Annotated in this window: 20 protein-coding genes and 1 pseudogene; 8 read left to right on the forward strand and 13 right to left on the reverse strand. The window is 69.3% G+C overall.

Annotated elements, in window-relative coordinates; all coding sequences use genetic code 11:
- From SAOR_RS05690 to dsbG, 3 genes are all read right to left on the reverse strand, one after another.
- Window positions 1-1067 (reverse strand): LUD domain-containing protein (locus tag SAOR_RS05690; RefSeq protein ID WP_148077370.1); only part of this gene is annotated, 1067 nt, incomplete at its 3' end.
- Window positions 1064-1807, reverse strand: a complete 744-nt coding sequence (locus SAOR_RS05695; RefSeq protein WP_123630591.1) for a (Fe-S)-binding protein — start codon at window positions 1805-1807, stop codon at window positions 1064-1066. The genes SAOR_RS05695 and SAOR_RS05690, both read right to left, overlap by 4 nt.
- 262 nt (window positions 1808-2069) lie before the next feature.
- Window positions 2070-2849 carry a thiol:disulfide interchange protein DsbG gene (gene dsbG / locus SAOR_RS05700; RefSeq protein ID WP_123630592.1) on the reverse strand — a complete coding sequence of 260 codons (780 nt, stop codon included), beginning with the start codon at window positions 2847-2849 and terminating at the stop codon, window positions 2070-2072.
- A 161-nt stretch (window positions 2850-3010) separates the two neighbouring features.
- Here dsbG and SAOR_RS05705 point away from each other — a divergent pair, with 161 nt between their 5' ends.
- On the forward strand, window positions 3011-4645 hold the full coding sequence (locus tag SAOR_RS05705; RefSeq protein ID WP_123630593.1) for an acyl-CoA synthetase: 1635 nt from the start codon (window positions 3011-3013) through the stop codon (window positions 4643-4645).
- 305 nt (window positions 4646-4950) lie between these two features.
- Here SAOR_RS05705 and SAOR_RS05710 read toward each other — a convergent pair whose 3' ends face one another.
- The 9 genes and pseudogenes from SAOR_RS05710 to SAOR_RS05750 all read right to left on the reverse strand — a co-directional run bounded on the left by SAOR_RS05710 (window position 4951) and on the right by SAOR_RS05750 (window position 14859).
- Complete coding sequence (locus SAOR_RS05710; RefSeq protein ID WP_123630594.1) at window positions 4951-5700, reverse strand: SDR family oxidoreductase; 750 nt, start codon at window positions 5698-5700, stop codon at window positions 4951-4953.
- Between the two features lie 632 nt (window positions 5701-6332).
- A complete protein-coding gene (locus SAOR_RS05715) occupies window positions 6333-7070 on the reverse strand; it encodes a sulfite exporter TauE/SafE family protein (RefSeq protein ID WP_123630595.1) in 738 nt (245 codons plus the stop codon).
- Window positions 7071-7481: 411 nt separating this feature from the next.
- Window positions 7482-8036 (reverse strand): cytochrome b, encoded by a 555-nt coding sequence (locus tag SAOR_RS05720; RefSeq protein WP_245965404.1) that lies wholly within the window; start codon window positions 8034-8036, stop codon window positions 7482-7484.
- Between the two features lie 159 nt (window positions 8037-8195).
- A complete protein-coding gene (locus SAOR_RS05725) occupies window positions 8196-8834 on the reverse strand; it encodes an O-methyltransferase (protein WP_123630596.1) in 639 nt (212 codons plus the stop codon).
- Window positions 8835-8899: 65 nt separating this feature from the next.
- Window positions 8900-9745 carry an ABC transporter ATP-binding protein gene (locus tag SAOR_RS05730; protein ID WP_123630597.1) on the reverse strand — a complete coding sequence of 282 codons (846 nt, stop codon included), beginning with the start codon at window positions 9743-9745 and terminating at the stop codon, window positions 8900-8902.
- Window positions 9742-10774: pseudogene (locus SAOR_RS17285) on the reverse strand (FecCD family ABC transporter permease). Before SAOR_RS17285 ends, SAOR_RS05730 begins: the two are co-directional and overlap by 4 nt.
- Window positions 10775-10836: 62 nt before the next feature.
- Window positions 10837-11829, reverse strand: coding sequence for a FecCD family ABC transporter permease (locus tag SAOR_RS05740; RefSeq protein ID WP_123630598.1), 993 nt, complete (start codon window positions 11827-11829; stop codon window positions 10837-10839).
- Between the two features lie 47 nt (window positions 11830-11876).
- Window positions 11877-12803: an ABC transporter substrate-binding protein gene (locus tag SAOR_RS05745; protein WP_123630599.1), complete on the reverse strand. Its 927-nt coding sequence runs from the start codon at window positions 12801-12803 to the stop codon at window positions 11877-11879.
- Window positions 12804-12897: 94 nt separating this feature from the next.
- The gene (locus SAOR_RS05750; RefSeq protein WP_123630600.1) at window positions 12898-14859 is read right to left on the reverse strand and encodes a ligand-gated channel protein; all 1962 of its coding nucleotides are present in this window, start codon (window positions 14857-14859) and stop codon (window positions 12898-12900) included.
- Window positions 14860-15005: 146 nt separating this feature from the next.
- Here SAOR_RS05750 and SAOR_RS05755 point away from each other — a divergent pair, with 146 nt between their 5' ends.
- The 3 genes from SAOR_RS05755 to SAOR_RS05765 all read left to right on the forward strand — a co-directional run bounded on the left by SAOR_RS05755 (window position 15006) and on the right by SAOR_RS05765 (window position 19218).
- Window positions 15006-15932 (forward strand): LysR family transcriptional regulator, encoded by a 927-nt coding sequence (locus SAOR_RS05755; protein WP_123630601.1) that lies wholly within the window; start codon window positions 15006-15008, stop codon window positions 15930-15932.
- Between the two features lie 77 nt (window positions 15933-16009).
- Complete coding sequence (locus SAOR_RS05760) at window positions 16010-17296, forward strand: Glu/Leu/Phe/Val family dehydrogenase (RefSeq protein ID WP_245965407.1); 1287 nt, start codon at window positions 16010-16012, stop codon at window positions 17294-17296.
- Window positions 17297-17802: 506 nt separating this feature from the next.
- On the forward strand, window positions 17803-19218 hold the full coding sequence (locus SAOR_RS05765) for an alpha/beta hydrolase family protein (RefSeq protein ID WP_123630602.1): 1416 nt from the start codon (window positions 17803-17805) through the stop codon (window positions 19216-19218).
- Window positions 19219-19388: 170 nt separating this feature from the next.
- On the opposite strand, the gene SAOR_RS05770 is transcribed toward SAOR_RS05765, so the two are convergent.
- Complete coding sequence (locus SAOR_RS05770; RefSeq protein ID WP_123630603.1) at window positions 19389-20375, reverse strand: TerC family protein; 987 nt, start codon at window positions 20373-20375, stop codon at window positions 19389-19391.
- 235 nt (window positions 20376-20610) lie between these two features.
- Between SAOR_RS05770 and SAOR_RS05775 the strand changes: the two genes are divergently transcribed.
- From SAOR_RS05775 to SAOR_RS05790, 4 genes are read left to right on the forward strand one after another with little or no spacing between them, the layout of a single operon-like run.
- Window positions 20611-21987: a hypothetical protein gene (locus SAOR_RS05775; RefSeq protein WP_123630604.1), complete on the forward strand. Its 1377-nt coding sequence runs from the start codon at window positions 20611-20613 to the stop codon at window positions 21985-21987.
- A gap of 39 nt (window positions 21988-22026) precedes the next feature.
- Window positions 22027-22626, forward strand: a complete 600-nt coding sequence (locus tag SAOR_RS05780) for an LOG family protein (RefSeq protein ID WP_123630605.1) — start codon at window positions 22027-22029, stop codon at window positions 22624-22626.
- Complete coding sequence (locus tag SAOR_RS05785; RefSeq protein WP_123630606.1) at window positions 22623-24104, forward strand: SLC13 family permease; 1482 nt, start codon at window positions 22623-22625, stop codon at window positions 24102-24104. Before SAOR_RS05780 ends, SAOR_RS05785 begins: the two co-directional genes overlap by 4 nt.
- A gap of 25 nt (window positions 24105-24129) precedes the next feature.
- Entirely contained in the window at window positions 24130-24726 is a 597-nt protein-coding gene (locus tag SAOR_RS05790; protein WP_184947463.1) for an exonuclease domain-containing protein, read from the forward strand.
- The last annotated feature ends 34 nt before the right edge of the window (window positions 24727-24760 follow it).

The following is a 24760-nucleotide window of genomic DNA, read 5'->3' on the forward strand; positions in this document are numbered from 1 at the left end:
CCGTAGCTCAGCCCGCCCGAGCGCCGATATACCGGGCAGGTGTTCATGCAGGCGCCACAACGAATGCATTTGAGCGACGACCAGAAGCGCTCCTGTCCCAGCCGTTTGGAGCGGCCGTTGTCGACCAGCACGATATGCATTTCGCCGCCTTGCTTGGGCGCACGGAAATGCGAGGTGTACTGGGTGATCGGCGAGCCGAGCGCGGATCTAGAAAGCAGGCGGATGAATACGCCCATGTCCTCGACCCGCGGCACGAGCTTTTCGATGCCGATCGAGGCTACGTGCAGGTTCGGCACGTTGGCGGATAGATCCGCATTGCCTTCGTTGGTACAGACCACGAAGCCGCCGGTTTCGGCGACCGCGAAGTTCGCACCCGTCATGCCCGCATCGGCGTCCAGAATGAGCGGGCGGGTGGCATCGCGCTGTGCGCCGGCCAGATAGTGGGCGTCGTCGTTGTCGGGATCGGAGCCGAGCTGTTCGGCGAACAGGCGGGCGACGTCCGAGCGCATCTTGTGTACGGGCGGGACCACGATATGGCTCGGGTCCTCGCCGTCGAGCTGCTGGATACGCTCGCCGAGATCGGTTTCCACGATGTCGATGCCGATGCTGTCCATGTAATGGCGAAAGCCGCACTCTTCCATGAGCATGGACTTGGCCTTGATCACGCTCTTGACGCCGTGCTCTTTGAAGATCTCGTGGACGATACGGTTGTGCTCGGCGCCGTCGGCGGCCCAGTGCACGTGGATGCCGTTGGCCTTGGCGTTGGCCTCGAACTGCTCCAGATAGGTGTCGAGGTTGGTAAGCGTGTGTGTCTTGATCTGGCTGGCCAGCTCGCGCAGTTCCTCCCATTCCTCGATCGTATGGGCCTGCTTGTCGCGCTTGGTGCGCATGGCCCAGACGCGTGTGTCGTGGGACTTGGCATGCTCCGGTGCATTCAAAAACTGCTTGGCCGAACGGGCGTGATCCACACGCTTGCCGTCGGCGGCCTTGGCCGGGCGTGGTTGGGCTTCGCGGGTGGCGGTTTTGCTCTGGATGGTCGCGGCTGGATCGGGCTGGTTCGTGCTCATTGGCTCGCCCCGTTGAGAATCTCGGCGATGTGCTTGAACTGGATCGGCGCGCCGATGCGCGCGGCACAGCCGGACTGGTGCATCAGGCACGACGAATCGGCGGAGACGATGTATTCGGCGCCGTTGCGGCCATGATCGGCGATCTTGTCCTGTCCCATCTGTGTAGACACTTCAGGCTCGGTCACGGAAAACGTGCCACCGAAACCGCAGCATTCATCCGGCCGGTCGATCGCTACCAGCTCGATACCGGCGACTTTCTCCAGCAGCGCGCGCGGCTTGGAGAAGTATTCGCCGTGCAGCTCGCTCGGCTTGCCGTGGCCGAGGTTGCGCAGCGTGTTGCAGGAATCGTGATAGCCCACGCGGTGCGGAAAGTTCGCCCAGGGAAAAGCCTCGACCTGGAGCTCATCGTGCAGGAACTCGACCAGTTCCAGCGTGTTCTCGCGTACATGCTTGACCTCCGCCGTTTGTTCGATGGCGGTTAGGTTGTCGCGTACCTGGTGCACGCAGGAGCCCGACGGCGCCACGATGCGATCGTATTTCGCGAAGTTCTTCACGAACAGTGCTTCGGTTGCGCGCGCTTCGTCATGACAACCGGAATTGACCATCGGCTGGCCACAACAGGTCTGGTCGAAGGGGTAGTCCACGTCGCAGCCGAAGCGCTCGAGCAGTTCCAGCGTGGCGATGCCCACGTCGGGATAGAAGGCGTCGATGAAACAGGGCACGAACAGTCCGATTCGCATGGGGTCTCCGGCGATCCGTCACGGGGCCGCAACGCGCGTCGCGGCGGCGTTCTGGCCGCCAGTGTAACGCGCGCATGACCGTGCCACGGCCCGCACGGCGCGGCCGGGCCTGAAAGAATCGCCATGGGGCCCGGTCGACGGGCGACGTCGCCCGTATGGCCTGTCGCCTGCTCGAGGGCGCGAGACGACGCGCCGGCAGCGCGCAGCGCCGGCCTGCACGCCATGCCGGCCGGCGGGACGATCCGCTGTCGGCCCGGTGGCCCTAGTCGGGCTTCGGCCCGAGAATCTCCTCGCGCAGCTCGCCGCGGGGTACCCCCTGCTTGACCTGCACCTCGCCCGCGCTGTCGTGGTAGAAGATGCCCGGCGTGCCCCGCACGCCCACGCGCGACATCAGCTGATTGTTGGCGGCGACCTGTTCGCGGCGCTCCTCCGGGATATCTTCCATGGGCTCGATGCCGCCGCTGCGATAGTTGTTTTCGTGCGCGCGCATCGCCTCTTCCGGATCGTCCGCGGCGAGCAGCGCGGCGGCCTTGCCTTCGCTGGTGGGCTTGAGGATGCCCACCGGGATGTGGCGCAGCTGCACCGCGCCGGCCTCCACCCAGGGCCGGGCCGCCTCGTAGAACTTGTGGCAGTAGGGGCAGTTGGGGTCGGTGAAGACATACAGCGTGCGCGGGGCGTCGTCGTCGCCGTCGCCGATCCAGTGCGCCTGTTCCAGCTCGGCCCAGGCGTCGGCACGGCTCGGCGTCTTCACCAGTGCGTCCAGTTTCGGCTTGGAGACGTTCTCGCCGTCGGCGTCGAGCATGGTGCCGACGATCACGTGCTCGCCGTCCGGTGTCAGGTAGAGCGCCACCGGCCGGTCGCCGGCACGGGCGGCGAAGCCCTGCATGCCGCCGGGCGCGTCGAACTGCCCGACGATGGTCACGCCCTTGTCCTCGATGCTGCGGATCGGCGCCGGCCAGGGCTGGGCCTGCGCCAATGCGCCGAACGCGCCAAGGGCGAGGCCCAGCAGGCAGGCGGTGGCGATGCGGACGGTGCGCGACATGGAGGGCTCCTGAATGCGATGGCCGGCTGAGCGGTCGAGGCGCCAGTCTAAAACACGCGCCCGGCCCGGGTCGTTCCACGGCGCTCGGCCGATGCCGGCACCGGGGCGCGGCGTTGTGGCACGATTCGTTGCGAGGAGACACCACCACCGCCGAAGCCGCCATGACCGCCGACAATCCGTTCGAGAGCCTGCCCCGCAACGCCGCCAATCACGCGGCCCTGTCGCCGACGAGCTTTCTGGCCTGGTCGGGCGGCGTCTACCCCGACCGCGTCGCATTGGTGCACGGCACGCTGCGCCGGACCTGGGGCGAGACCTATCGCCGCTGCCGCCAGCTGGCCGACGCGCTGACCCGTCGCGGCATCGGCAAGAGCGACGTGGTCGCGATCATGGCGCCCAATATTCCCGCCACCTACGAGATGCATTTCGCCCCCGCGATGGCCGGCGCGGTGCTCAACGCGCTGAATGTGCGCCTGGACGCGGACACGCTCGCCTTCATGCTCGATTTCGGCGGCGCGAAGATGGTGATGGTCGACCGCCAGTTCGCGCCCGTGATGGCCGAGGCGATCGCCAAGCTCGATACGCCGCCCGTGGTGGTGGATATCGACGACCCGGAATACGACGGCGACGAGGCGCCGATCGGCGAGATCGAATACGAGGCGCTGGTGGCCGAGGGCGATCCGGCCTTCGACTGGCAGCTGCCCGAGGACGAGTGGAACGCGATCTCGCTGAACTTCACCTCCGGCACCACCGGCAACCCCAAGGGCGTGGTCTATCACCACCGCGGCGCTTATCTGAACGCCATGACCAACGCCATGGCCTGGGACATGCCCACCCACGCGGTGTATCTGTGGACGCTGCCGATGTTCCACTGCAACGGCTGGTGCTTTCCCTGGACGATCGCGGCCAAGGCCGGCACCAACGTCTGTCTGCGCCAGGTCGCCGCGGAACCCATCATCGACGCCATGGCGCGTCACCGCGTGAGCCATTACTGCGGCGCGCCCATCGTGCATTCCATGCTCGTCAATGCCGACGCGGACCAGCTCGCGCGCATCGAGCAGACCGTCCACGGCCTGGTCGCCGGGGCCGCGCCGCCGGCGGCCATGATCGAGGGCATGGAGGGCATCGGCTTCTCGCTGACCCACGTTTACGGCCTGACCGAGACCTACGGCCCGGCCGCGCTCTGCGCCAAGCACGACGACTGGGCGACGCTGTCGCTGGAAGCGCGGGTGGAGAAGAACGCCCGCCAGGGCGTGCGCTACCCGACCCAGGCCGCGCTCACGGTCGTCGACCGCGAGACCGGCGCCGAAGTCCCGCACGACGGCGAGACGCTGGGCGAGCTGGTGTTCGCCGGCAACATCGTCATGAAGGGCTATCTGAAGAACCCGGAGGCCACCGCCGAAGCCTTCGAGGGCGGCTGGTATCACACCGGCGATCTGGGCGTGGTCGAGGCCGACGGCTATATCCGCATCGCCGACCGGGCCAAGGACGTGATCATCTCCGGCGGCGAGAACATCTCCTCGCTGGAGGTGGAGAGCGTGCTCTCCCGCCACCCCGCGATCGCCGCCTCCGCGGTCGTCGCCCGGCCCGACGACAAATGGGGCGAGACGCCCTGCGCCTTCATCCAGCTGCGCGAGGGCGAGACCGCGACCGAGGACGAGATCATCGCCTACTGCCGCGAGCGCATGGCCCATTTCAAGTGCCCGCGGACCGTCGTCTTCGGGCCGCTGCCGACGACCTCCACCGGCAAGGTCCAGAAGTACGAGCTGCGCACGAGCGCCGCCGAACTGGGCGCCTGATCCGGGCCGGACGGCCCGACGGCGGGGTGTACGCCGATCCCGTCGCGGGCGTTCGCCCGGCCTCGGGCCGTGACCCGGACCGGGCGGCCGGGCGCGCCAATCGGCGCTGCGCGGCCCGGCCCGAAGACCGCCCTCGCGACGGCCGAAGCGGGCAGCCCCTGCCGGCAGCGCAAGCTCTCGGGCAGCCCCTGCCGGCAGCGCAAGCTCTCGGGCGGCCGGTGCCCGCTGCGTCGGCGGCCGCGATTCCCGGCCGTTGCCCCGCTCCCGCCGCTGCGGGGCCAAGCGCCGGCGCAGCAGGAACGGTTTCAGACGCCGCCGTCGACGTCCAGGAAGGCGCCCGTGGTGAACTGGGCCTCGGTGAGATACAGGATCGCTTCGGCGATGTCCTCGGGCTGGCCGACGCGGCCGAGCGGAATGGCCGCTTTCGCCTGTTCGGGCTTGTCCGGCAGGCCGCCGCTGGCGTGGATCTCGGTGTCCACGACGCCGGGGCGCACGGCGTTCACGCGGATGCCCTGGCCGGCCGTTTCCTGGGCCAGGCCTTCGGTGAGGGTGTCGATCGCGCCCTTGGAAGCGCCGTAGTCGACGTAGGTGCCCGCGCCGCCGCCGCCCCCGGCGTGGCTGGCCGCCGAGGAGACGTTGACGATGGCGCCGCCGGCACCGCCGCGCTCGTTGCTCATGCGCCGCACGGCCTCGCGGGCGCAGACGAAGGGGCCGACCACGTTCACGCTCATCATGCGGGCGATGCGATCGGCGCTCATGTCGGCGACCTGGGACGGCTGATCGACGATGCCGGCGTTGTTCACCAGCGCGGTGACGCGCCCGAGCCGATCGTCGACCGTCTCGAAAAGCTGGACCACCTCGGATTCGACGGCCATGTCCGCCTGCACCGCGATGGCCGTGCCGCCGTCGGCCTCGATCGCCGAGACCACGCCCTCGGCGGCCTCGCGATTGCCGCGATAGTTCACGGCCACCGCGTAGCCGTGCTTGGCCGCCATCAGGCAGGTCGCGGCGCCGATGCCGCGGCTGCCGCCGGTCACGATCATGATCTTGTCCATGGAGGACTCCTTCGCTCGAATTTGAAACCGCCCCAAGCCTAGACAATCGGACCGCCTGCGCGCCAGCGCGGCGGTTGTTGGGCGGGCCGGCGGCTCGCGACGCGATACCGAGTACAGGCGCTGGGCTCCGCTCGGCCGTCGACGAGCGGCTTTCGTCGTTGACGAGACGGCGGCGGTCATACCCGGGCCGGCCGTGGTGCGTCGCGTCGTATCGCCAGGTGTCGCCGCGCCGCGCGTCGGCGTGCCACTGGCGGGCGTTGTGGCGAGTCGCGTCCACGGGCGCCGCCGCGGCGCCTGCCTCGTCGGGTGCAAGCCCGCCGCCCACGCTTCGATCGGGCTTCGTTCGGTCAGCCTCGGCGCCGCGGCGGTGGTCGCCCCTGCTTTGTCGACCAGGGCGTTTGCCTGGAGTGGGCGCACGCCTGGATCGTCGCCGAAAAGCGTGTCGGGCGCGGGTGCGAGGTGCCGATCGTGGCGCTGTCTCCTGGTACGGCGCCGTCCGGCGTGGTGCTGATGTTCGGTTTCGGCGGGCCCGGCGCCCTCCGTTTTTGCGAGCGCGCCTTGCGGTGTGTTGGTGCCGGTCCGGGGGCGGGATCGTCTGCGGTCCGACCCGTGGCGTCGGCCGGTGTCGGTGTCTAGACGCGCAGGAACATCAGCGCCGTCATCGCCAGCCCGATCACCACGATGCCGGCGCGGTGCCAGGCCGGGGCGATGCGATAGCCGAAGGAGGCCCCCAGCCAGCCGCCGATCATGGCGCCGGCGGCCATGAGCAGGGCGAGCGACCAGTGGATCAGGCCGAAGGCGGCGTAGGTGGCCACTGAGATGGTGGTCAGCGTGCCGGACATGACCGCCTTCATCGCCACCGACGTCAGCAGGCGATTCTGGCCGAGCAGGGCCAACAGCGCGATCACGATGATGCCGACGCCGCCGTTGAAGTAGCCGCCGTAGCTGCAGGCCAGATACAGCGCGATCGCAGCCACCGGCGTGCTCGCCTCGCGCTGCTGCAGGGCGGTCTTGATCGAGGGGCCGGCGGCGAATATCAGGGTGGCGACCAGCATCAGCCACGGCACCAGGGCTTCGAAGGCCGCATCGCCGGTCGCGAGCAACAGCAGCGCGCCGCTGACCCCGCCGGCCGCGGCGATCGCCACCATCGCCGGCAGGCTGAGCGCCGCCGGCGGGGCGATGTCGCGCCGGAAGCGCGCCACGGTGGTCAGATAGCCCGGCAGCACCGCCGCGGCGCTGGTGGCGTTGGCCGCCGTCGGCGGCAGGCCGTGGAACAGCAGCGCCGGCAGCGTGATGAAGCTGCCGCCCCCGGCCAGCGCGTTGATGGCGCCGGCGGCCAGTGCGGCGATGAACAACAGGACCAGTTCCAAGGCGGGCGAGGCGTCGAAGGCAGGCAGGCGACTGATGATACCCGCTCGGGCCGGCGGCGGGCGGCGCGCAGAATGCAGCGCGCCATACCTGCCCACCGGGCACGATCTCCTCACGGCCGCACGGCGCGGCGAGGGCGCGTGGCCGACGGCGCGCGGGAAGAGCGGCCCCGCTCGGCCGTGGTCCGGCGCGTTGCGGTCACGCCGGTCGCCCCGGTCCGCGTGTGTTCCGGCCCGGTTCGCCGGGCGCTGGTTCGCCCGGCGCCGGATCGGCTCGGTGTCAGCCTATGGGGCAGCGCAGATAAGCGGACGACGAAACGGGCGATCAGCCATGGGTTCGGGTGACGGTATGACCCCGCCTGCGAGCCCGGCCTGCTCGGCCCGCCTTCGCCTGCCCCGGCCGTCGCCGAGCGGTTATCTCAGCTCGCTGCCCTTGGTCATGCGCGCGATCAGCGGCTCCTTCCAGGCATAGGTGTGCACGAACGCCATCGCGATATGCCCGGCGATGAGCGCGAACAGCGTCCAGCCGAGAAAGCCGTGCCATTCGCCGCCGAGGTTGGTCATCCACTCGATCTCGGTCTCCATGCCGGAAAAGATCTGCACGCCGAGTGCGGAGAACGGACGGGTGGAACCGTAGGCGCGGATGATCGCGATCACCGGCACGGCGATCAGCAGCAGATACATCGCCACGTGGCCTAGCGCGGCGATCCGGTGCAGCCCGCCGGCGTGCGACGGCCGGCGCGACAGGTTGATCAGGCCCCAGACGCCGCGCAGTGCGGTGAGAGACAGCACCAGTACGCCGATCGAATAGTGGAAACCGAAGAAGAAATCGGTGATGGCCGCCTCGTCCAGCAGATAGTGCAGCGCGGCGGAGGTCACCTGCCAGAGCAGCAGGGCGAACATGGCCCAGTGGAAGAATCGGCTGACGAGCCCGTAGCCGTATTCGTGGTCCATCAAGCGCGTATCCATTGGTTTTCCTTCCTTGCGGGCCGGACCGCACGCCGAAGGGCGCGCACCCGGCAGCCGTTATCCCGTGCCGCTTCGAACCGTGGCCCGGATCGGGTGCGCCACGCAAGTGCGGCGTGTGCAACGTCGCGTCGCGAAATCAGCAACATGTCGGCGACCAGTCTAGCCGCTGTCGCGTGCTTGCGTGGGCGTGAAACGGCTGACCTCCAGACCGCTGCCCACCGGTAGCAGTACGCTCGTGACGCCGGCCCGAGCGCGCACGGCCTCGCCGTAGCGCTGCACGCTGTCGCCGCCGGGGCGCAGCATGTTGTCGGCAACGATGATCGCCCCCGGCGCGAGCTTCGGGTGGAACGCCTCGAGACAGGGCACATAGAGGTCCTTCCAGAGATCCAGCAGCACGAAGTCGATCGGCTCGGCCAGCGCGCCGATCATTTCGACCGCGTCGCCCACGTGGAAGTCGATGTACCCGTTCAGTCCGGCCTTCGTTGCCATATCCCGCGCATGGGCGGCCTTGTGGGCGTGCACCTCCATGGTGGTGACGTGCCCGCCGGCCGCACGTGCCGCCTCGCCGAGCCAGATCGTCGAATAACCGTAGGCGGTGCCCAGTTCGAGAATATGCGGCGCCGTGAGACTGCGCGCGAGCACGTTGATCAGGCGGCCGGTCTCCGGCCCGACGGCGAGCAGGCGGCGGTCGCGGTCGGTGTGTCGGTTGCGGGCCGCCGCGGGGTCGTCGCGCTGCGCGCGCTCTGCGTCCCGCAGTGTGTCGTAGTGTGCGAGTACGTTGTCGATGCGTTCGTCCATGCAGTCTCCGGTGGGAATGAAATGAGATGCGGCGCCCGGCATTCCGGTGTGCGTTGTGTGGCGGATCAGGTGTCGGCCGACGCGGACTTGGGCGCCCGCGCGCGGCGTACGTTGGTGAGCATCGGTGCGCCGGTGCCGGGGTCGGTGAGCAGCGTGCAGTCGACGCCGTAGAGCTCGTGCACCAGCGCGCGCGTCACGACCTCGCTCGGCGCGCCGGCGGCGACGATCTCGCCGGCGCGCATCGCCACCAGATAATCGGCATAGCGGCAGGCGTTGCCCAGATCGTGCAGCACCATGACGATTGTCTTGCCGGCGGCCGCGAGATCGCGCACGAGCTCGAAGACTTCGATGGCGTGCCCCAGATCGAGGGCGGTCGTGGGCTCGTCTAGCAAAAGCAACGACGTCTGCTGGGCGATGGCCATGGCGATCCAGGCGCGCTGGCGCTGGCCGCCGGACATGGCGTCGAGGGGCCGGTCGGACAGTGCTTCGAGATCGGCGGCGGCGAGCGCGGCCTTGACCACGCGGGCATCCTCGGCGGACCACTGGCGCAGCCAGCCCTGATGCGGCTGGCGGCCGAAGCGGATCAGCTCGGCGGCCGTCAGGCCCTCCGGTGCGGTCACGCTCTGCGGCAGCAGGGCGAGCGCGCGGGCCAGTTCGCGTGCGCCGAAATCGCGGATGTCCCGGTCGTCGAGCGTCACGCGGCCGGCCTCGGGAGCGTGCAGGCGTGCCAGCCCGGCCAGCAGCGTCGACTTGCCGCAACCGTTCGGGCCGACAATGGCCGTCACCCGGCCGCGCGGCAGGGCCAGGTCCAGATCGCGGATGACGGGTACGCGGCCGTGGGCCAGCGTGAGGCCGTGGGCGCGGAGTGGGCTGGGCGTGTCGGCCGGCGGGCCGTAGGCCAGGTGGTTCATGCGCCGATCCTGTGGCCAGGGCGCAGCAGTATCCAGAGCAGAAACGGCGCGCCGACCACGCTGGTGATCAGGCCGGCGGGGATCTCGATCGGCGCCAGCACGCGGCGGCCGACGAGATCGGCGACCACCATGATCAGCGCGCCGGCGAGCGCGGCGCCGAACAGCGGCACGCCGAGGCGCGACGACAGATGGCGCGCGATCTCCGGGCCCATGAGGGCGATCAGGCCGACCGGCCCGGCCACCGCCACCGCGAGCGCGCTGAGCAGCACGGCAAGCGCGAGCGCATGCAGGCGGCACCGGCCGACGCGAATGCCCAGCCCGCGGGCTACGGCGTCCGAGAAACGCACGGCGGCGAGCGCGCGCCAGCAGGCCCGCGCCGACCAGTGCCGCCGGCAGGCCCACGGCGAGCAGTTCGACCGCGAGCGGGTTGGCGGCGTTCAGGCTGCCGACGGTCCAGGGGTAGGCCGTGTTGGCGTTGTCGATGGGCGCGCGGGCCAGCATCAGCTGGGTGCCGGCGCCAAAGGCCGCGCCGACGCCGATGCCCGCCACGATAAAGCGATAGCCGCGGGTGCCCACGCCGCCGGCCAGGCCGAAGGTGATCGCTGTGGCCGTGGCCGCCCCGGCCAGCGCCATGGCCGGCGGCGCGAGGCCGAACCCCGTGCCGACGACCGAGGCCACCGCGAACGCCGTGGCGCCGTTGTCGATGCCGATGATGCCGGGTGTGGCGAGCCGATTGCGGGCCAGTGTCTGCATCAGACAGCCGGCGAGGGCGAAGGCGGCACCCGAGAGCAGGCCGGCGGCCAGCCGGGTCAGGCGCAGTTCCCGAATCACGAACACGGTCATGGCGTCGCCGTGACCGAACAGGCCGCGCAGCGCGGCCGTCGCGCCGATCGAGGCGCTGCCCAGACACAGCGACGCCAGGCTGGCGGCCAGCAGCAGTCCGGTCAGCACCAGATTGGCCGCGGTGGCGCGCTTGTCGACCAGGATCGACCAGCGTCCGTCGTGCCCGCGCGCGGCGATACGCCACATCGCTGGCGGCGGCGCCACGGGCGACGCGGCGGCGCGGGCCCGCGTGGTCGTCTCGAGCGCGCTCACAGGCCGGGCAGCCGTCGCAGCCGGACCACGGCCACCAGCACCGGCGCGCCGACGAGTGCGGTCAGTACGCCGAGCGGCAGCTCCGAGGGCCGCACCAGCAGCCGCGAGGCGATATCCGCGCCCACCGTCAGCAGGGCGCCGATCGGCAGACACAGCCCCAGCGTGCGGCGGATGTCCGGGCCGGCGAGCAGGCGCGCGGCGAACGGCGCCACCAGGCCGACGAAGGCGATGGGCCCCGCGATGGCGGTCGCCGAGCCCACCAGAAGCGCGACCGCGACGATCACGAGCAGGCGCACGGTCCGCGGCCGGTGACCGAGCCCGGTCGCCACCCGCTCGCCGAGCGCGAGTGCGGCCAGCGGCCGGGCGATCACGACCACGATCGCCAGTGCCACGCCCAGGCCGGGGAGCAGCGCCATGATGTCGGCGGGCCGGCGCCCGGCGAGGCTGCCCACGACCCAGAACCGGATCTCGTCGGCGGTGCGCTCGTCGAAGAGCAGGATCATCGAGGTCAGCGATCCCAGCAGCCCCGAGAGTACCGCACCGGCGAGCACGAGGCGGACCGGATCATCGCCGACCCCGCGCACGCGCGAGGCCGCGAGCACGGCGACGCAGCCGGCCAGGGCGCCGAGCTGGGCCACCGGCACGCGCAGGGTCGCGGCACTCGCGCCCAGGGCGATGGCGATCGCCACCGCCAGCGCGCTGCCGGCGCTCACGCCCAGCAGGCCCGGCTCGGCCAGCGGATTGCGCGTGACCGCCTGCAACAGCGCGCCGGCCGCGCCGAGCGCGGCGCCCACGAGCACGCCGATGAGCGTGCGCGGCGCGCGCAGCGACTCGACCACGAAACGGGCCCGGGCGTCGTCGGGCCCGGCGTCGAGCCCGGCGATCCAGGCCAGCAGGCCGCGCAGCGACGCCCCGGGGCCTGTCGATCCGGCGCCGAACAGCAGGCTCGCCACGCAGGCGGCGGCCAGCCCGGCAGACAGCAGCGCCAACCACAGGCGTGGCCGGTTCCGGGGCACCGATACGAGCGGCAGGCCGGTCAAGGCTGACGATCGAGATCCAGCGCCGCGGCGATGTCGTCGAGAATCGCGTTGGCGGCGATCGGGCCGGAGGCGCTGGTCCAGAGCTGGCCGTCCACGGCCACCACGCGATCACGCTGGACCACGTCCAGACGCTCGAAGCCGGGCGAGGACCGGGCCTGGGCCAGTGCGTTCTCGCCGTCGGCGTTGAGCGTGGCGAGGAACAGCCAGTCGCTGTCGATGCGATCCAGGTTCTCGAGGCTCAGCGGGTCGCTGTGCGGGCGCCCCTCGGCGACGACGCCGGCGTCGTTGACGGTGAAGCCCGCAGCCGCGAGCACGCGGCTGGCGAAGATGATGTCGGCCATGACCAGCGGCCCCTGAGGCATCCAGCGCGCTAGCGTCGCTTCGGCGGCCTCCGGCACCTGCGTGGCGATTGCCGCGGTGCGCGTGTCGAAGTTGTTGATCAGCGCTTCGGCGCGATCGGTTGCGTTCAGGGCGCGAGCGTAGAGGCGGGTGTGCGCCTGCCAGGCGTCGGGGGCGAAGTTCGAGCCCTTCGGTACCACCGTGGGCGCGATGTTCGACAGCAGTCGATACTGGGACTCGGGCAGCGTCGCGGCGGCGAGGATGACGTCGGGCCGTTGCGCGACCACCGCCTCGATATGGGTCTCGCGCGCGGTGCCGACGATGGCGATGTCGTCCACGCGACCGTCCATGTAGCGGGCCACGCCGTCGCCGCCCCGGGTGGCGACGGCGGCGACCGGTGTCGTGCCGAGCGCGACCGCGGCATCGAGTGCGCCTTCGTGGAGTGTGACCACGCGCTCGGGGGTGCCGTCGATCTCGATCGTGCCGTAGCGGGTGTCCAGCATGCGCGCGGCGCCCGGCAGGCTGACGGCGAGCAGAGCCGTCAGCGCCAGGCAGAGGCCGGTCTTGCGAATGGTGATGAGCATGCGTTCGGGTCTTCCGGTAAGCGGCGCGGGCGTCTCGCGCCCGCGCAGAATTGATGAAGGGCCGCCACGCTACGGCGGCGGCTGTGTCGCGGCGCTAGAACTCCAGGTTCATACCGACCCAGTAGCGGCGGCCGTCCTCGACGTAGCCGTATTCGTCGTAGGTGATGTCCTCGTCGAACAGGTTGTAGACGCCCAGGTTGACGGTGGTGGCCTCGGACAGCTGGTATCCGAAGCCGGTGTCGACGAAGGCGTAGGAGGGGGCCACAAGCGCGCTCTGCGAGGGGCCGGTTGTGGGCTGGCTCTCCTCGCCGCGATAGGTCAGCCGCGCCCAGGGCGACAGCCGCTCCGTCGGCTGCCAGTTCAGTGAGGCGGTGGCCAGATGCTTGGGCAGCTGGGTCAGCGGTTCGCCCTCGTATTCGCCGGTCTTCTGTTCGGAATCGGTGTAGGTATAGCTGGCGCTGGCCTCGAGCGTGTTGGTCAGCGGGGTCGAAAGGCTGACTTCGACGCCCTGGGTGACCGCCTCGTCGACGTTGATGCGGTAGGTCGGATCGGCGCCGAACTGGTTCGGCCCGTCCGTGCAGATGTCGATCGGGCAGGCCACGCGCGTGATCTTGTCGTCGAAGTCGTTGTGAAAGACCGTCACGCCCGCGCTCGCGCCCCAGTCGGCGCTGTAGAGCACGGCGAACTCCTTGTTGAGCGAGGTCTCGGGCTCGAGATCCGGGTTGCCGTAGACGTCGCCGCCGCGGCTGACCTGGCCGAAGTCCGGAGTGATCTCGCGCAGATCCGGGGCCCGGAACCCGGAGGACACGCCGCCCTTGAGGGTCCAGTTGCGGGTCGGGTTCCAGACGCCGTAGAGACGCGGGCTGACTTCGCTATCGAAATTCTCATCGTGGTCCAGGCGCACGCCGCCGGTCAGCGCGAAGGTCTCGGTGAGCATCCACTCGTCCTCGGCAAACAGAGCCCAGTTGTCCTTCTCGATGTCGGTGCGGTCGGAGATCTGGTTGGTCGTGCCGTCGGACAGCTCCTGGCGCTCGACCGTGCCGCCGAAGGTGAGCACGTGCATGCCCAGGGGCACGACGACGCTGGATTTGGCCACCGTATTGGTGATCTCGATCTCGCGGCGCTTGTTTTCGGAGGTTTCGCGCTGGATGTGGGAATCGGTGGTGCCGAAGCCCCAGCGGCCCTCGTGCGACAGGGCATAGTGCTCGCGCGTGTAGCGACCGAACACATCGGTGCAGCCACCGCGGCAGCCGGTAACCTGCCCGGAGCGGCCGACGTTCTGCTCGCGCGTCTGTTCCTCGGCGCCGGCCTCCAGGGTGATGTCCTGGTTCTCGGTCGGGGTGAAGGCGAGCTTGGCCGTGAGGTTGCGCAGATCCTTGCCCTCATAGCCGTTGATGATCTCGTCCTCCTCGCGCCGGCTCACTTCGCCGTAGAGCTGTAGACCGACTAGATCCTCGACCAGCGGACCGGCGGTGTAGAAGTTCGCCTGCTGGCGATCGCCCGAGTCGCCGTCCTCCTGAATGAAGGTGTCGAACTGGACGGCGCCGCCCCACTTCGAGGGCACCTTGCGGGTGATGACGTTGATCACGCCGCCGATGGCGTCCGAGCCGTAGAGCGTGGACATTGGCCCGCGGATGACCTCGATGCGCTCGATCGCCTGCAGCGGCGGCAGAAAATCCTGCTCGAAGCCGGCGCTGCCGTTCGGACGCGTCTCGCGCGTGTTCTGACGCTTGCCGTCGACGAGAATGAGCGTGTATGAAGAGGGCATGCCGCGGATGCTGATATCGCGGCCGTTGTCCCCGGCGCCGCCGCCGGTCACGATCACGCCGGGGACCTCGCGCAGGGCGTCGGTGACGTTGCGGTAGTAGCGATCCTCGAGGTCCTCGCGATCGAGTACGCTGATCGAGGCAGGGGCTTCCTTGACGTCCTGCTCGTGGCCGGAGGCGGTGACCACCACCTCGCCGAGTGCCATGCTCTCCTGGGCCTCGGCGCCGAAGCCCCAGCACAGGGCGGCGGCCGCCGCCATCGAGATGCCCGTGCGTTGCGTCATACGCATGTGTCCCCCTTTTGCGTTTATTAAATACGAATCAATATCATTTGTATTGTGGTATAAATGCCGTTGCGCCGGCGGCAACGTGTCATCCCGATTGCTGCAACATCAGGGGCGCCGGAGGCAGTGCCGAGCGAGGGAGAAGGCGAGCGATGCATCATCTGGACGATCTCGCGGTGTTCGTGGCCGTGGTCGAAAACGCCAGTCTCACGGCCAGCGCCCGCGATATGGCGCTGTCGAAATCCACGCTCAGCCGGCGGCTGGGCCGTCTGGAAACACAGGTGGGCCAGCCGCTGCTCGAACGCCGCTCCAACCGTCTGGTACCGACCGAGGCGGGCGAGACCTTCGCCGGCTACTGCCGGCACATGCTCGATCTCAGTCGCGAGAGCCGGCACGCGCTGGACAATCTGCGCGAACGGGTCAGCGGCCAGCTGACCGTCCACGCGCATCCGCTGTTCATGCGTGGCTGGTTCACGCATCGGGTCGAGGCGTTTCTGGAGCGCTTTCCCGAAATGGAGCTGACGCTGGCGACGCTCACCCAGCCGCCCACGGCCGAGTCGGACATCGCCATCTGTCTCTGGCCGGGCGCGCTCGAGGACTGCGGGCTGCGCACCGAAACCGTGGGCCGGCTCACCCGCGGCATCTACGCGCATCCCGATTATCTGGCCGAGCGCGGTACCCCGTTGCACCCGCGCGATCTGGCCGCACATGATTGGGTGGACATGCTGGGGGCCCTGCGTGACGGGCTGACGCTGCGGCGTGCGGACGGCTCGGCCCATCGGCTGGCGCCGCTGCGCTCGCGCTCGCGCGCCGACCAGGATGTGCTCCAGGCCGATGCCATCGTGCGCGGGCGCGGGCTGGGCGTTCTTCCGGACTGGATGGTCGCCCGGCGCCTGCGCGCGCATCCCGGTACGCTCGTGTCCTGTCTTCAGGACTGGACGTTGCCCGCCGTGCCGATCACGCTGGCCTGCCCGCACGGTCGTCTGCCGCGCAAGACGCTGTGTCTGCTCGATCATCTGCGCGCGGCCATCCCGCCGGACTGGCGTCGGGCCGGTGACGCGCCGCCCCGACCGACCTGAAACATCCGCCGGCCCCTTGATTCGGCGTGTTTCCGCGGTCAGGTAGAAGATATTGCTCAACGCCTGGACGATCGATCATGCCCAGTCTCTTCGATGGCGCCGGCGCGCGTATCAGCGCCGCGCTCGAACACGTCGACATCTCCGAGGACACCGCCCAGCGTCTGGCCCAGCCGGACACCGCGCTCAAGGTGTCGGTGCCGCTGCGCCGCGACGACGGCACGCTGACGCTATACCCCGGCTACCGCGTGCGCTATGACGACACCCTCGGCCCGGCCAAGGGCGGCATCCGCTTTCATCCGGACGTGGGTGCGGACGAGGTCGCCACGCTCGCGTTCTGGATGACCATCAAGTGCGCGGTGCTTGGCCTGCCCTTCGGGGGCGGCAAGGGTGGCGTCGCGGTCGACCCGAAGGGGCTCTCGCCCGCCGAGCTCGAGCGCCTGTCGCGGGCCTGGGTGGACAAGGTCGCCGACTTCATCGGCCCGAACACGGACATCCCGGCCCCGGACGTGAACACGAATCCGCGGGTCATGGGCTGGATGATGGATCAGTACCGGATCATCAACCGCGGCGAGGTGCGCGAGGTCATCACCGGCAAGCCGGTCGAGATGGGCGGCTCGGCCGGCCGCGCGACCGCCACCGGCGACGGGGCCTTCCATACGCTCACCACGATGATGCAGCGCTGGGACCGGCAGGCCGAGGGCACGACGGTCGCCGTGCAGGGCTTCGGCAACGCCGGCGCGCGTTTCGCCCGGCGCTGTGCCGAGGCCGGTTACACCGTGGTTGCGGTCAGCGATTCCAGCGGCGCCATCCACGATCCGAACGGCCTCGACATCGACGCCGTGATCGCGCATAAGGAGGCGCACCGGTCGGTCGCCTCCGGCTACAGCGAAGGCGATGTCGGCGGCGCCGGCCGCGGCGAGACCCTCGGCAACGACGAGCTGATCGAGCTGGATGTGGATATCCTCGCCCCGGCCGCGCTGGAGAACGTCGTCACCGCCGACAACGCGGACCGCGTGCGCGCCGGCACGATCGTCGAGATCGCCAACGGCCCGGTCGCCAGCGAGGCCGACGCGACCCTCGCGGCCAACGGCGTGGCCGTGCTGCCCGACATCCTGGCCAACGCCGGCGGCGTGACCGTGAGCTATTTCGAGTGGGTCCAGAACCGCCAGGCCTGGTACTGGGACGCGTCGACCGTGGCCGAGCGGCTCGAGCAGCGCATGGTCGATGCCACGAAACGCGTTGCCGACCGCGCCGAGTCGCTGGAGATAGACCACCGCACCGCGGCCTACGTCATCGCCCTCGAAAAGCTCGACGCCGCCGCCCGCGCCCGCGGTACGAGCAGCTTCTTCCGCGACGGCGGCTGAACACAGGTTCCGATCGCGGGTTCGCGAAGCGGCGCCGCGGCCCGCGTTGCTGCGGCAGGCTCGATGCGTCTGGGCCGTAAGCAGCGGGCGCCGCCCGTTTGTCGGCGCACGATTGGCGCGCGCCTGGCCTGCCGCGCGACGGTTGTTGCTTCGGTGTGTCCGGCACGGGGTGATCGCGCGATCGTGGTGCAGTAACGGCATCCCAAATTACGCGGGGCGCCCCGGCGGCTGATCGAGGGCTTTTCGGTGCCATTCCGTCAAACGACTGACGAATCGAATAAAAAATGGCGTGCTCTCAGGCTTGAGACCACTCGGGTTCGCGTCGTGCTCGTGGCCGCTCGCGTCCGCGCACTTGACTTGTGCAGTGCGACGGTGGATTACTCGATGCTGTCGGTGAAATCGTGTTTCGTTTTACGCCGACCGGGAGCGGATACCAACCGAAAATAATCGCGCCGGAGCGAGACGGTCGCCACGAGGCCGCGGCAACGGTGCGCAGGAGGGGAAGGATGATCGATCTACGCTGGACTCAGGTCCTGGCGCTCGCCTGTGCGAGTGCGCTGGTGGCGGGGTGCTCGAGCGACGACGGCGATGACGTGGCCGTCGACGACACGGACAACGCCGAAACCGTCAGGCTGCAGGACGACCGCAGTTTTTCCGTCGATGAGTCGACGCTACCGTTCGAGGCGCTGGACGGCGTCGAGACCGACCGCTGGTGGGGTGTTCTGGACGGCGCGGGCTACCGTGTCGAGGTGCCCGCCGAGGGCAACTGGAACGGCATGCTCGTCATGTATGCGCATGGTTATCGCGGCGAGGGCGAACAGCTCACGGTGGGTAATGCGCCGCTGCGCAGCTACTACATCAGTCAGGGCTATGCTTGGGCCGCCTCGAGCTACAGCAAGAACTACTACGACGTGCGTGTCGGCGTGGAGGATACGAACGCCTTGGCCAACGCGATCACCGATATCGCCGCCGAGAACGGGCGTACGCTCATGGCGCCGAGCAAGATCTATATCACCGGCGATTCGATGGGCGGCCACGTCACCGCCGCCGCCATCGAAGCCGAGACCCTGGCCAACGCCAACCACAAGACGAGCTATGCCGGCGCCGTGCCGCGCTGTGGCGTGGTCGGAGGTACCGCCGAGTTCGATTACCTGGGCAACGTCACCTTTGCGGCCCAGCATGCCGCGGATCTCGGACCGAACAGCTATCCGGCCGAGTTCGACCAGTCGGCGATCGATGCGGTGCTCTGGGAGACACCTCCGAGCTTCGAACAGCAGGGCGTGCCCACCGAGGCCGGCCTGCGGTTGGAGAACATCGTCCGCACGCTCAGCGGGGGCGACCGGCCGGCGTTCGAGCAGGGTTTCCGAGGCGGCTACTACAACGTCGTGATGGGTACCGGGGGGCGTGACGGCACGGTCAACGGCATCCTGGCGCGCAACAGCTTCGGCAACCCGGAGGTGCACTACAACTACGACGGCGACCCCGACGCGGTCAGCGATGACGAGAGCCTGTTCAATCAGAGCATGCTGCGGGTGAACGCGAACCCGGATGCCAATCCCCCGCAGCCCGACGGTCTGCGCTGGATTCCGAAGATCAACGGCGAGTTCAGCGTGCCGGTGGTGACGCTGCACAACACCGGCGATCTGTACGTGCCCTTCCTGCACGAACAGCTCTACCGGGAGCGCGCCCAGGCCAACGGCAACGAGGATCTGCTGGTTCAGCGCGCGATACGGGCCTCGCCGCACTGCGACTGGGAGCCGGCGGAACTCGTCGAGGCCTTCAACGCCATGATCGCCTGGGAGCAGAACGGCCAGAAGCCGGCCGGCGACTCGGTCTCACGTGACGCGATCGACGACGAGAACTACGGCTGCCAGTTCACCCGTGAGCAGCGGGCCGGCATCCCCGCCTGTCCGGCGTCCTGATCGGGGCCGGCGCCCGTCGAGGGCTGGGGCATGCGCTCCAGCCCTTTTTCATGCCCGCAGGCGGTAGCAGTTGCGCCGGGTATCACCGCGCCCGCCTTCCGAGTCCCGTGCAGGCGCCGCAATGCCGGAGTGCGTCTCCGCGCTTGGGCCATGGACGCGGGCCTCGGGGGTCAGTGGCCGTTCTTGCGGTCCGCGCGCGCTGACTGGATCAGACTGGCGACGGTGGTGACCACCAGAATGCCGATGATGACCGACAGCGAGAACCAGATCGGGATCTCCGGTACCGCGTGCACCGGCTCGCCGCCGTTGATGAAGGGCAGTTCGTTGCCGTGCAGCGCCTCCACGATGAGCTTCGCGCCGATGAAGCCGAGCACCAGCGCCAGACCCTTGCTGAGATAGATCAGCCGGTCGAGCAGGCCGCCGAGCAGAAAGTAGAGCTGGATCAGGCCGAGCAGGGCGAAGGCGTTGGCCGTGAACACGATATAGGGCTCCTTGGTGAGCCCGTAGATCGCCGGGATCGAGTCCAGCGCGAACAGGATGTCGGTGGCGCCGATGGCGATCATCACGATCAGCATGGGCGTGATCATGCGCTTTCCATTTTCGACGACGGTCATCTTCGCGCCGTTGTATTCGTCGGTCGCCGGCAGATACTTCTGCGCCAGCCGCACCATGATGTTGGGCTCGAATGCTTCGTCCTCGTCGTGGCTGGACGTCGCCAGGCTGTAGGCGGTGTAGAGCAGGAACAGGCCGAAGATGTAGAACACCCAGGAGAAATGCTCGATGGCGGCCGCGCCGAGGGCGATGAAGATGGTGCGCAGGATGAGCGCGATCACCACGCCGATCAGCAGCACCTTCTGCTGGTAGGCCTTGGGCACGGCGAAGGCCGACATGATGATGACGAACACGAACAGATTGTCGACCGACAGGCTCTTCTCGGTGACATAGCCGGCCAAATACTCGACCCCGTGCTGCTGGCCCCAGACGTACCAGAGCCCGGCGCCGAACAGCAGCGCGAGCACCACGTAGAACACCGACCAGCCGCCGGCCTCCCGCAGGCTCGGCTCGTGCGGCTTGCGCACGTGGGCGACGAAATCGAAGATCAGCAGGGCGATGATGCCCGCAATGGTGGTAGCCCAGACCCAGACCGGCACATGCATGTGGATTCTCGCTTTGATGATCGCGTTCGGGCCGCGGCGCGGCCGGCGCGAGCTTAACGCCGTTCGCCTCAACGCGCTGTTAAGACCGCGGCGCCTGTACTCGGTTCGGTGGCCACGCCTGCTTCGCTCACGCGGCCGGCGCGAGTTAGTCGCCGACCAGAAATCGCGAACAGTTGCGTGTTCGGCTCCCGGGTCAATAATCTTGCGGCCTGTTCAGCGACCGTAACGCAAGCATATGACGCACTGGGGAGATCGCACCCGCGGCGAAGCGCCGTACTGGGGCATGGGGCCGTTCAAGCTGCGCCTGCCGTTCCTTCACTACCGCTTCGAGTGGCCCGATTATCTGCAGGGGCTGCTCATGTGTGCGGTGGATCTGGCCGCGATCCCGCTGATGACGGACCTGCTGGGCATGCCCTTCGAGGCCGCACTGGCGGTGGTCATGCTCAACGGTCTGCTCTATCTCACCCATCATCTGCTTGGCGATCCGGTGGTTCCCGGCTGGATCACGCCCGCGATCCCGCTGCTGATCGCCTATTGCGAGGGCTTTCCCGAGGGCACGGATCGGGTGCACGCGCTGATCGCCTTTCAGTTCATGCTCGGCGCGCTGTCCATTGGGCTGGGCGTGACCGGGCTCGCCCGACAGGTGGTGCGTTTCGTGCCGCCGGCGCTCAAGGCCGGCATCATCATGGGCGCGGGCCTGGCGGCGGTGGACACCGTGTTCGCCGACGACGGCCGGTTCTGGACCTTTCCGTTCACCATCTCGATCGCGGTCGGGCTGGCCTTTTTGCTGATCTTCTCGCAGGGGTTCAACGCTCTGAAGCAGCGCAGCGTCGTGTTCGGCCTGATCGGCAAGCTCGGGATATTCCCCATCATCGCCCTGGCGATCGTGCTCGCGCCGCTGTTCGGCGAGGCGCCGTGGCCGGATGTGGAATGGGGCTTCTCCAAGCCCGATTTCGTCACCCTCTGGCGCGAGTACACGGTCTTCGGTGTGGGTCTGCCGCCGCTATGGTTCTTCATCCAGGCCCTGCCGATGGTGGCCGCAACCTATATCGTGCTCTTCGGCGACGTGCTCCAGTCCAAGGCGCTGCTGGACGAGGCCGAGGGGTCGCGTCCGGACGAGTCCATCGACTACAGCCCGGACCGGGCGCACATGATCTTCGGCAGCCGCAACGCCGCGATGAGCGTGTTCGGCCCGGACGTGGCCATGTGCGGCCCGCTGTGGGCGGCGATGCACGTGGTCATCACCGAACGCTACAAGGAAGGCCGAAAGGCGATGGATTCGATCTTCGGCGGCGCGGGCTCGTTCCGCTGGGGCACCAACACCGGTCTGCTGCTGCTGCCGATCGTCTCGGTCATTCAGCCGATTCTCGGCGTGGCTCTGGCGCTGACGCTGCTCATTCAGGGCTATGTCAGCGTGCGCATCGGCATCATGGAGGCGCGCAGCCAGCGCGATCTGGGCATCGCGGGCGTGACTGCCGGGGTGCTGGTGACCCAGGGCGCGGCCTGGGCGTTCGGGGTCGGCATCGGCCTGTGCCTGCTGATCTACGGTCGGCGGTTCTTCCGGGGCGAGACCGATGAAACCTTCGTCAAGGACCGCGACGATGCGCGCTGACCGTCGCCGGCGGCGGGCCGGGGCCGGTATGCTGTTGACATGAGTCAGGCGCCCGCGCGTATCCAATCGGTCTGTGTCTACTGCGGCTCGCGCGACGGTGGGCGGCGGATCTACCGCGAGGCTGCGGCCGGACTCGGCTGCGCGCTGGCGGCGGCGGGGCTGCGGCTGGTCTACGGCGGCGCCCGGATCGGCCTGATGGGGGCGATGGCCGACGCCGCGCGCGCGGCCGGCGGCGAGGTGCTGGGCGTGATCCCGCAGTCGCTGCTCGACCGCGAGCTGGCCCATGACGGGCTCACCGATCTGCGCATCGTCCACAGCATGCACGAGCGCAAGCGCCTGATGATCGACAACGCCGACGCCTTCATCGCCCTGCCCGGCGGCTTCGGCACGCTCGAGGAGCTGTTCGAGGTGCTCACCTGGCATCAGCTCGGCCACCACGACAAACCCTGCGGCCTGCTCGACATCGACGGCTTCTATGCGCCGCTGCGCGACTGCCTCGCGCACATGTGCGCCGAAGGCTTCGTCGCCGCCGCCCAGGTCGAGCGCGTGCGGGTCGCCGCCGAGCCGACGACCCTGCTCGCGCGTCTCGGTGCCGCCGAGGCCGCGCCCACCACGACCGATGAGGCCATCCGCCCATGAGTTCCAGCCAGGAAAGCGTCAGCGCGAACCAGCAGAATGCCCATGCCGCCAGCCGCGCCGGACGCATCGGCCTGGCGCTGGGGCCGTTGTTCCTGATCGCGACACTGCTGCTGCCGGCGCCCACCGGTATGGACGCGCCGGCCTGGCACTGCGCCGGGCTGGCGCTGTTCATGGCCACCTGGTGGGCCACTGAGGCGATCCCGATACCGGCCACCTCGCTGCTGCCGCTCGCGCTCGGCCCGGCGATCGGCATGGGCGATTTCCAGGAGCTGGCCCACGGCTACGCCGACGACATCATCTTCCTGTTTCTCGGCGGCTTTCTGATCGGGCTGGCGATGCAGCGTTGGAACCTGCACCGGCGCATCGCCCTGACCACGCTGCTGGCCGTCGGCACCCAGCCGAAGCGCCAGATCGCCGGCTTCATGATCGCCACCGGCTTCATCAGCATGTGGGTGTCCAACACTGCGACCTCGATCATGATGCTGCCGATCGGCATGTCGGTGGTCAGCCTGATGGCCGACGATCCCCAGGGCGAGCAGGCGCCCGCGGTCGAGCGCTACGCTACGCGCCTGCTGCTGGCGATCGCCTATTCCGCCTCCATCGGCGGTGTCGCCACCCTCATCGGCACGCCGCCCAACGCGCTGCTGGCCGGCTATCTCTCCTCGGAGCAGGGCATCGACATCGGCTTCGCCCAGTGGATGATGGTGGGGCTGCCGGTTTCCGTGCTCATGATGGCGGCGGCCTGGGCGTGGCTGGTGCGCGGCGGTTTCGAGCTGGACACCGGCAAGGCCGGCCGCGACATGCTCAAGGGCGAGCTGGACGAGCTCGGGCCGATGTCGAGTGCGGAAAAGCGCGTCGGCGGCATGTTCCTGCTCGCCGCCGCCCTGTGGATCAGCCGGCCGCTGCTCAACGACTACGGCCTCGACTGGCTGTCCGACGCACTCATCGCCATGGCCATCGGCGTGTCCCTGTTCGTCATTCCGGCCGGCGACGGCAAGGGCGCGCGCCTGATGAGCTGGGAGAACGAGGCGAACGTGCCCTGGGGCGTGCTGCTGCTGTTCGGCGGCGGTCTGGCACTGGCCGGCGCGATCAAGCAGACGGGGCTGGCGGAATGGATCGCCACCCAGATGGAGATCTTCGGCACGCTGCCGGCCGTCCTGCTGATCGGCGCCGTGGTGCTGGTAATCATCTCGCTGACCGAGGTCAGTTCGAACACCGCGACCGCGGCCGTGTTCATGCCGCTGCTCGGGGCTCTGGCCGGATCGGTCGGCGTCGACGTGCTGCTGCTGACGGTGCCGGCCGCGCTCGCGGCCAGCTGTGCGTTCATGATGCCGGTGGCCACGCCGCCCAACGCCATCGTGTTCGCTACCGGTCGCATGCGCATCCAGTCGATGATCCGCGCCGGCTTCGTGCTCAACGTCATCTGCGTGATCATCGCCACGCTGGTGCCCTATCTGCTGATCGGCTGGCTGTGGTAGCCGCCACGCGCGGCGGCGGCTGAGCGTGGCACGGCCCATCGGGCGCGCCGCGCCGGCGCCGGATTTCATCGCCGTCGACGTCGAGACCGCCAACGCCGATCCGGGCAGCATCTGCCAGATCGGTCTGGCGAGTTTCGCCGGCGGCGCGCTGGTCGACTGTGCGGTGTGGCGGGTCAATCCGCGCGCCCATTTCTCGCCGCACAATATCGCCATCCACGGGCTGCATGCGGCCGATGTGCGCGACGCGCCGGACTGGCCGGCGCTGCGGCCGACGATCGCGGCGCGCCTGGCCGGCCGGATCGCGGTCTCGCACACGGCCTTCGACGTCACCGCGCTGGCCCGCGCCTGTGCGGCCGATGATCTCGCGCCGATCGCCGCCCGCTGGCTGGACTCGGCCCGGGTCGCGCGGCGTGCGTTTCCGCAGTTCGCCCGCCGCGGCTGGGGGCTGGCCGGTCTGGCCGAACATCTGGGCATCGTGTTCGCGCATCACGACGCCGGCGAGGATGCGCGCGCCGCCGGCGAGGTGCTGCTGGCGGCGATCGCGGCCAGCGGTCGCGGCGTGGAGGACTGGCTGCTGGCCGCGCACCGGCCGCTGCGGGAATTCGTGGACGCCGCGCGCTGACGCATCCGCGTACCGCCGCCGCCGGTATTGTCTC

The organism is Salinisphaera orenii subsp. orenii MK-B5 (assembly GCF_003788635.1).
GTDB lineage: Bacteria > Pseudomonadota > Gammaproteobacteria > Nevskiales > Salinisphaeraceae > Salinisphaera > Salinisphaera orenii.

What these genes read in the sequence shown, in the direction of transcription:
- SAOR_RS05750 (WP_123630600.1), bottom strand. Translation starts at nt 14,859, where the DNA reads ATGCGTATGACGCAACGCACGGGCATCTCGATGGCGGCGGCCGCCGCC.
- SAOR_RS05770 (WP_123630603.1), bottom strand. Translation starts at nt 20,375, where the DNA reads ATGCATGTGCCGGTCTGGGTCTGGGCTACCACCATTGCGGGCATCATC.
- SAOR_RS05760 (WP_245965407.1), top strand. Translation starts at nt 16,010, where the DNA reads ATGCCCAGTCTCTTCGATGGCGCCGGCGCGCGTATCAGCGCCGCGCTC.
- SAOR_RS05775 (WP_123630604.1), top strand. Translation starts at nt 20,611, where the DNA reads ATGACGCACTGGGGAGATCGCACCCGCGGCGAAGCGCCGTACTGGGGC.
- SAOR_RS05765 (WP_123630602.1), top strand. Translation starts at nt 17,803, where the DNA reads ATGATCGATCTACGCTGGACTCAGGTCCTGGCGCTCGCCTGTGCGAGT.
- SAOR_RS05755 (WP_123630601.1), top strand. Translation starts at nt 15,006, where the DNA reads ATGCATCATCTGGACGATCTCGCGGTGTTCGTGGCCGTGGTCGAAAAC.
- SAOR_RS05695 (WP_123630591.1), bottom strand. Translation starts at nt 1,807, where the DNA reads ATGCGAATCGGACTGTTCGTGCCCTGTTTCATCGACGCCTTCTATCCC.
- SAOR_RS05725 (WP_123630596.1), bottom strand. Translation starts at nt 8,834, where the DNA reads ATGGACGAACGCATCGACAACGTACTCGCACACTACGACACACTGCGG.
- SAOR_RS05720 (WP_245965404.1), bottom strand. Translation starts at nt 8,036, where the DNA reads ATGGATACGCGCTTGATGGACCACGAATACGGCTACGGGCTCGTCAGC.
- SAOR_RS05785 (WP_123630606.1), top strand. Translation starts at nt 22,623, where the DNA reads ATGAGTTCCAGCCAGGAAAGCGTCAGCGCGAACCAGCAGAATGCCCAT.
- dsbG (WP_123630592.1), bottom strand. Translation starts at nt 2,849, where the DNA reads ATGTCGCGCACCGTCCGCATCGCCACCGCCTGCCTGCTGGGCCTCGCC.
- SAOR_RS05710 (WP_123630594.1), bottom strand. Translation starts at nt 5,700, where the DNA reads ATGGACAAGATCATGATCGTGACCGGCGGCAGCCGCGGCATCGGCGCC.
- SAOR_RS05780 (WP_123630605.1), top strand. Translation starts at nt 22,027, where the DNA reads ATGAGTCAGGCGCCCGCGCGTATCCAATCGGTCTGTGTCTACTGCGGC.
- SAOR_RS05745 (WP_123630599.1), bottom strand. Translation starts at nt 12,803, where the DNA reads ATGCTCATCACCATTCGCAAGACCGGCCTCTGCCTGGCGCTGACGGCT.
- SAOR_RS05705 (WP_123630593.1), top strand. Translation starts at nt 3,011, where the DNA reads ATGACCGCCGACAATCCGTTCGAGAGCCTGCCCCGCAACGCCGCCAAT.
- SAOR_RS05730 (WP_123630597.1), bottom strand. Translation starts at nt 9,745, where the DNA reads ATGAACCACCTGGCCTACGGCCCGCCGGCCGACACGCCCAGCCCACTC.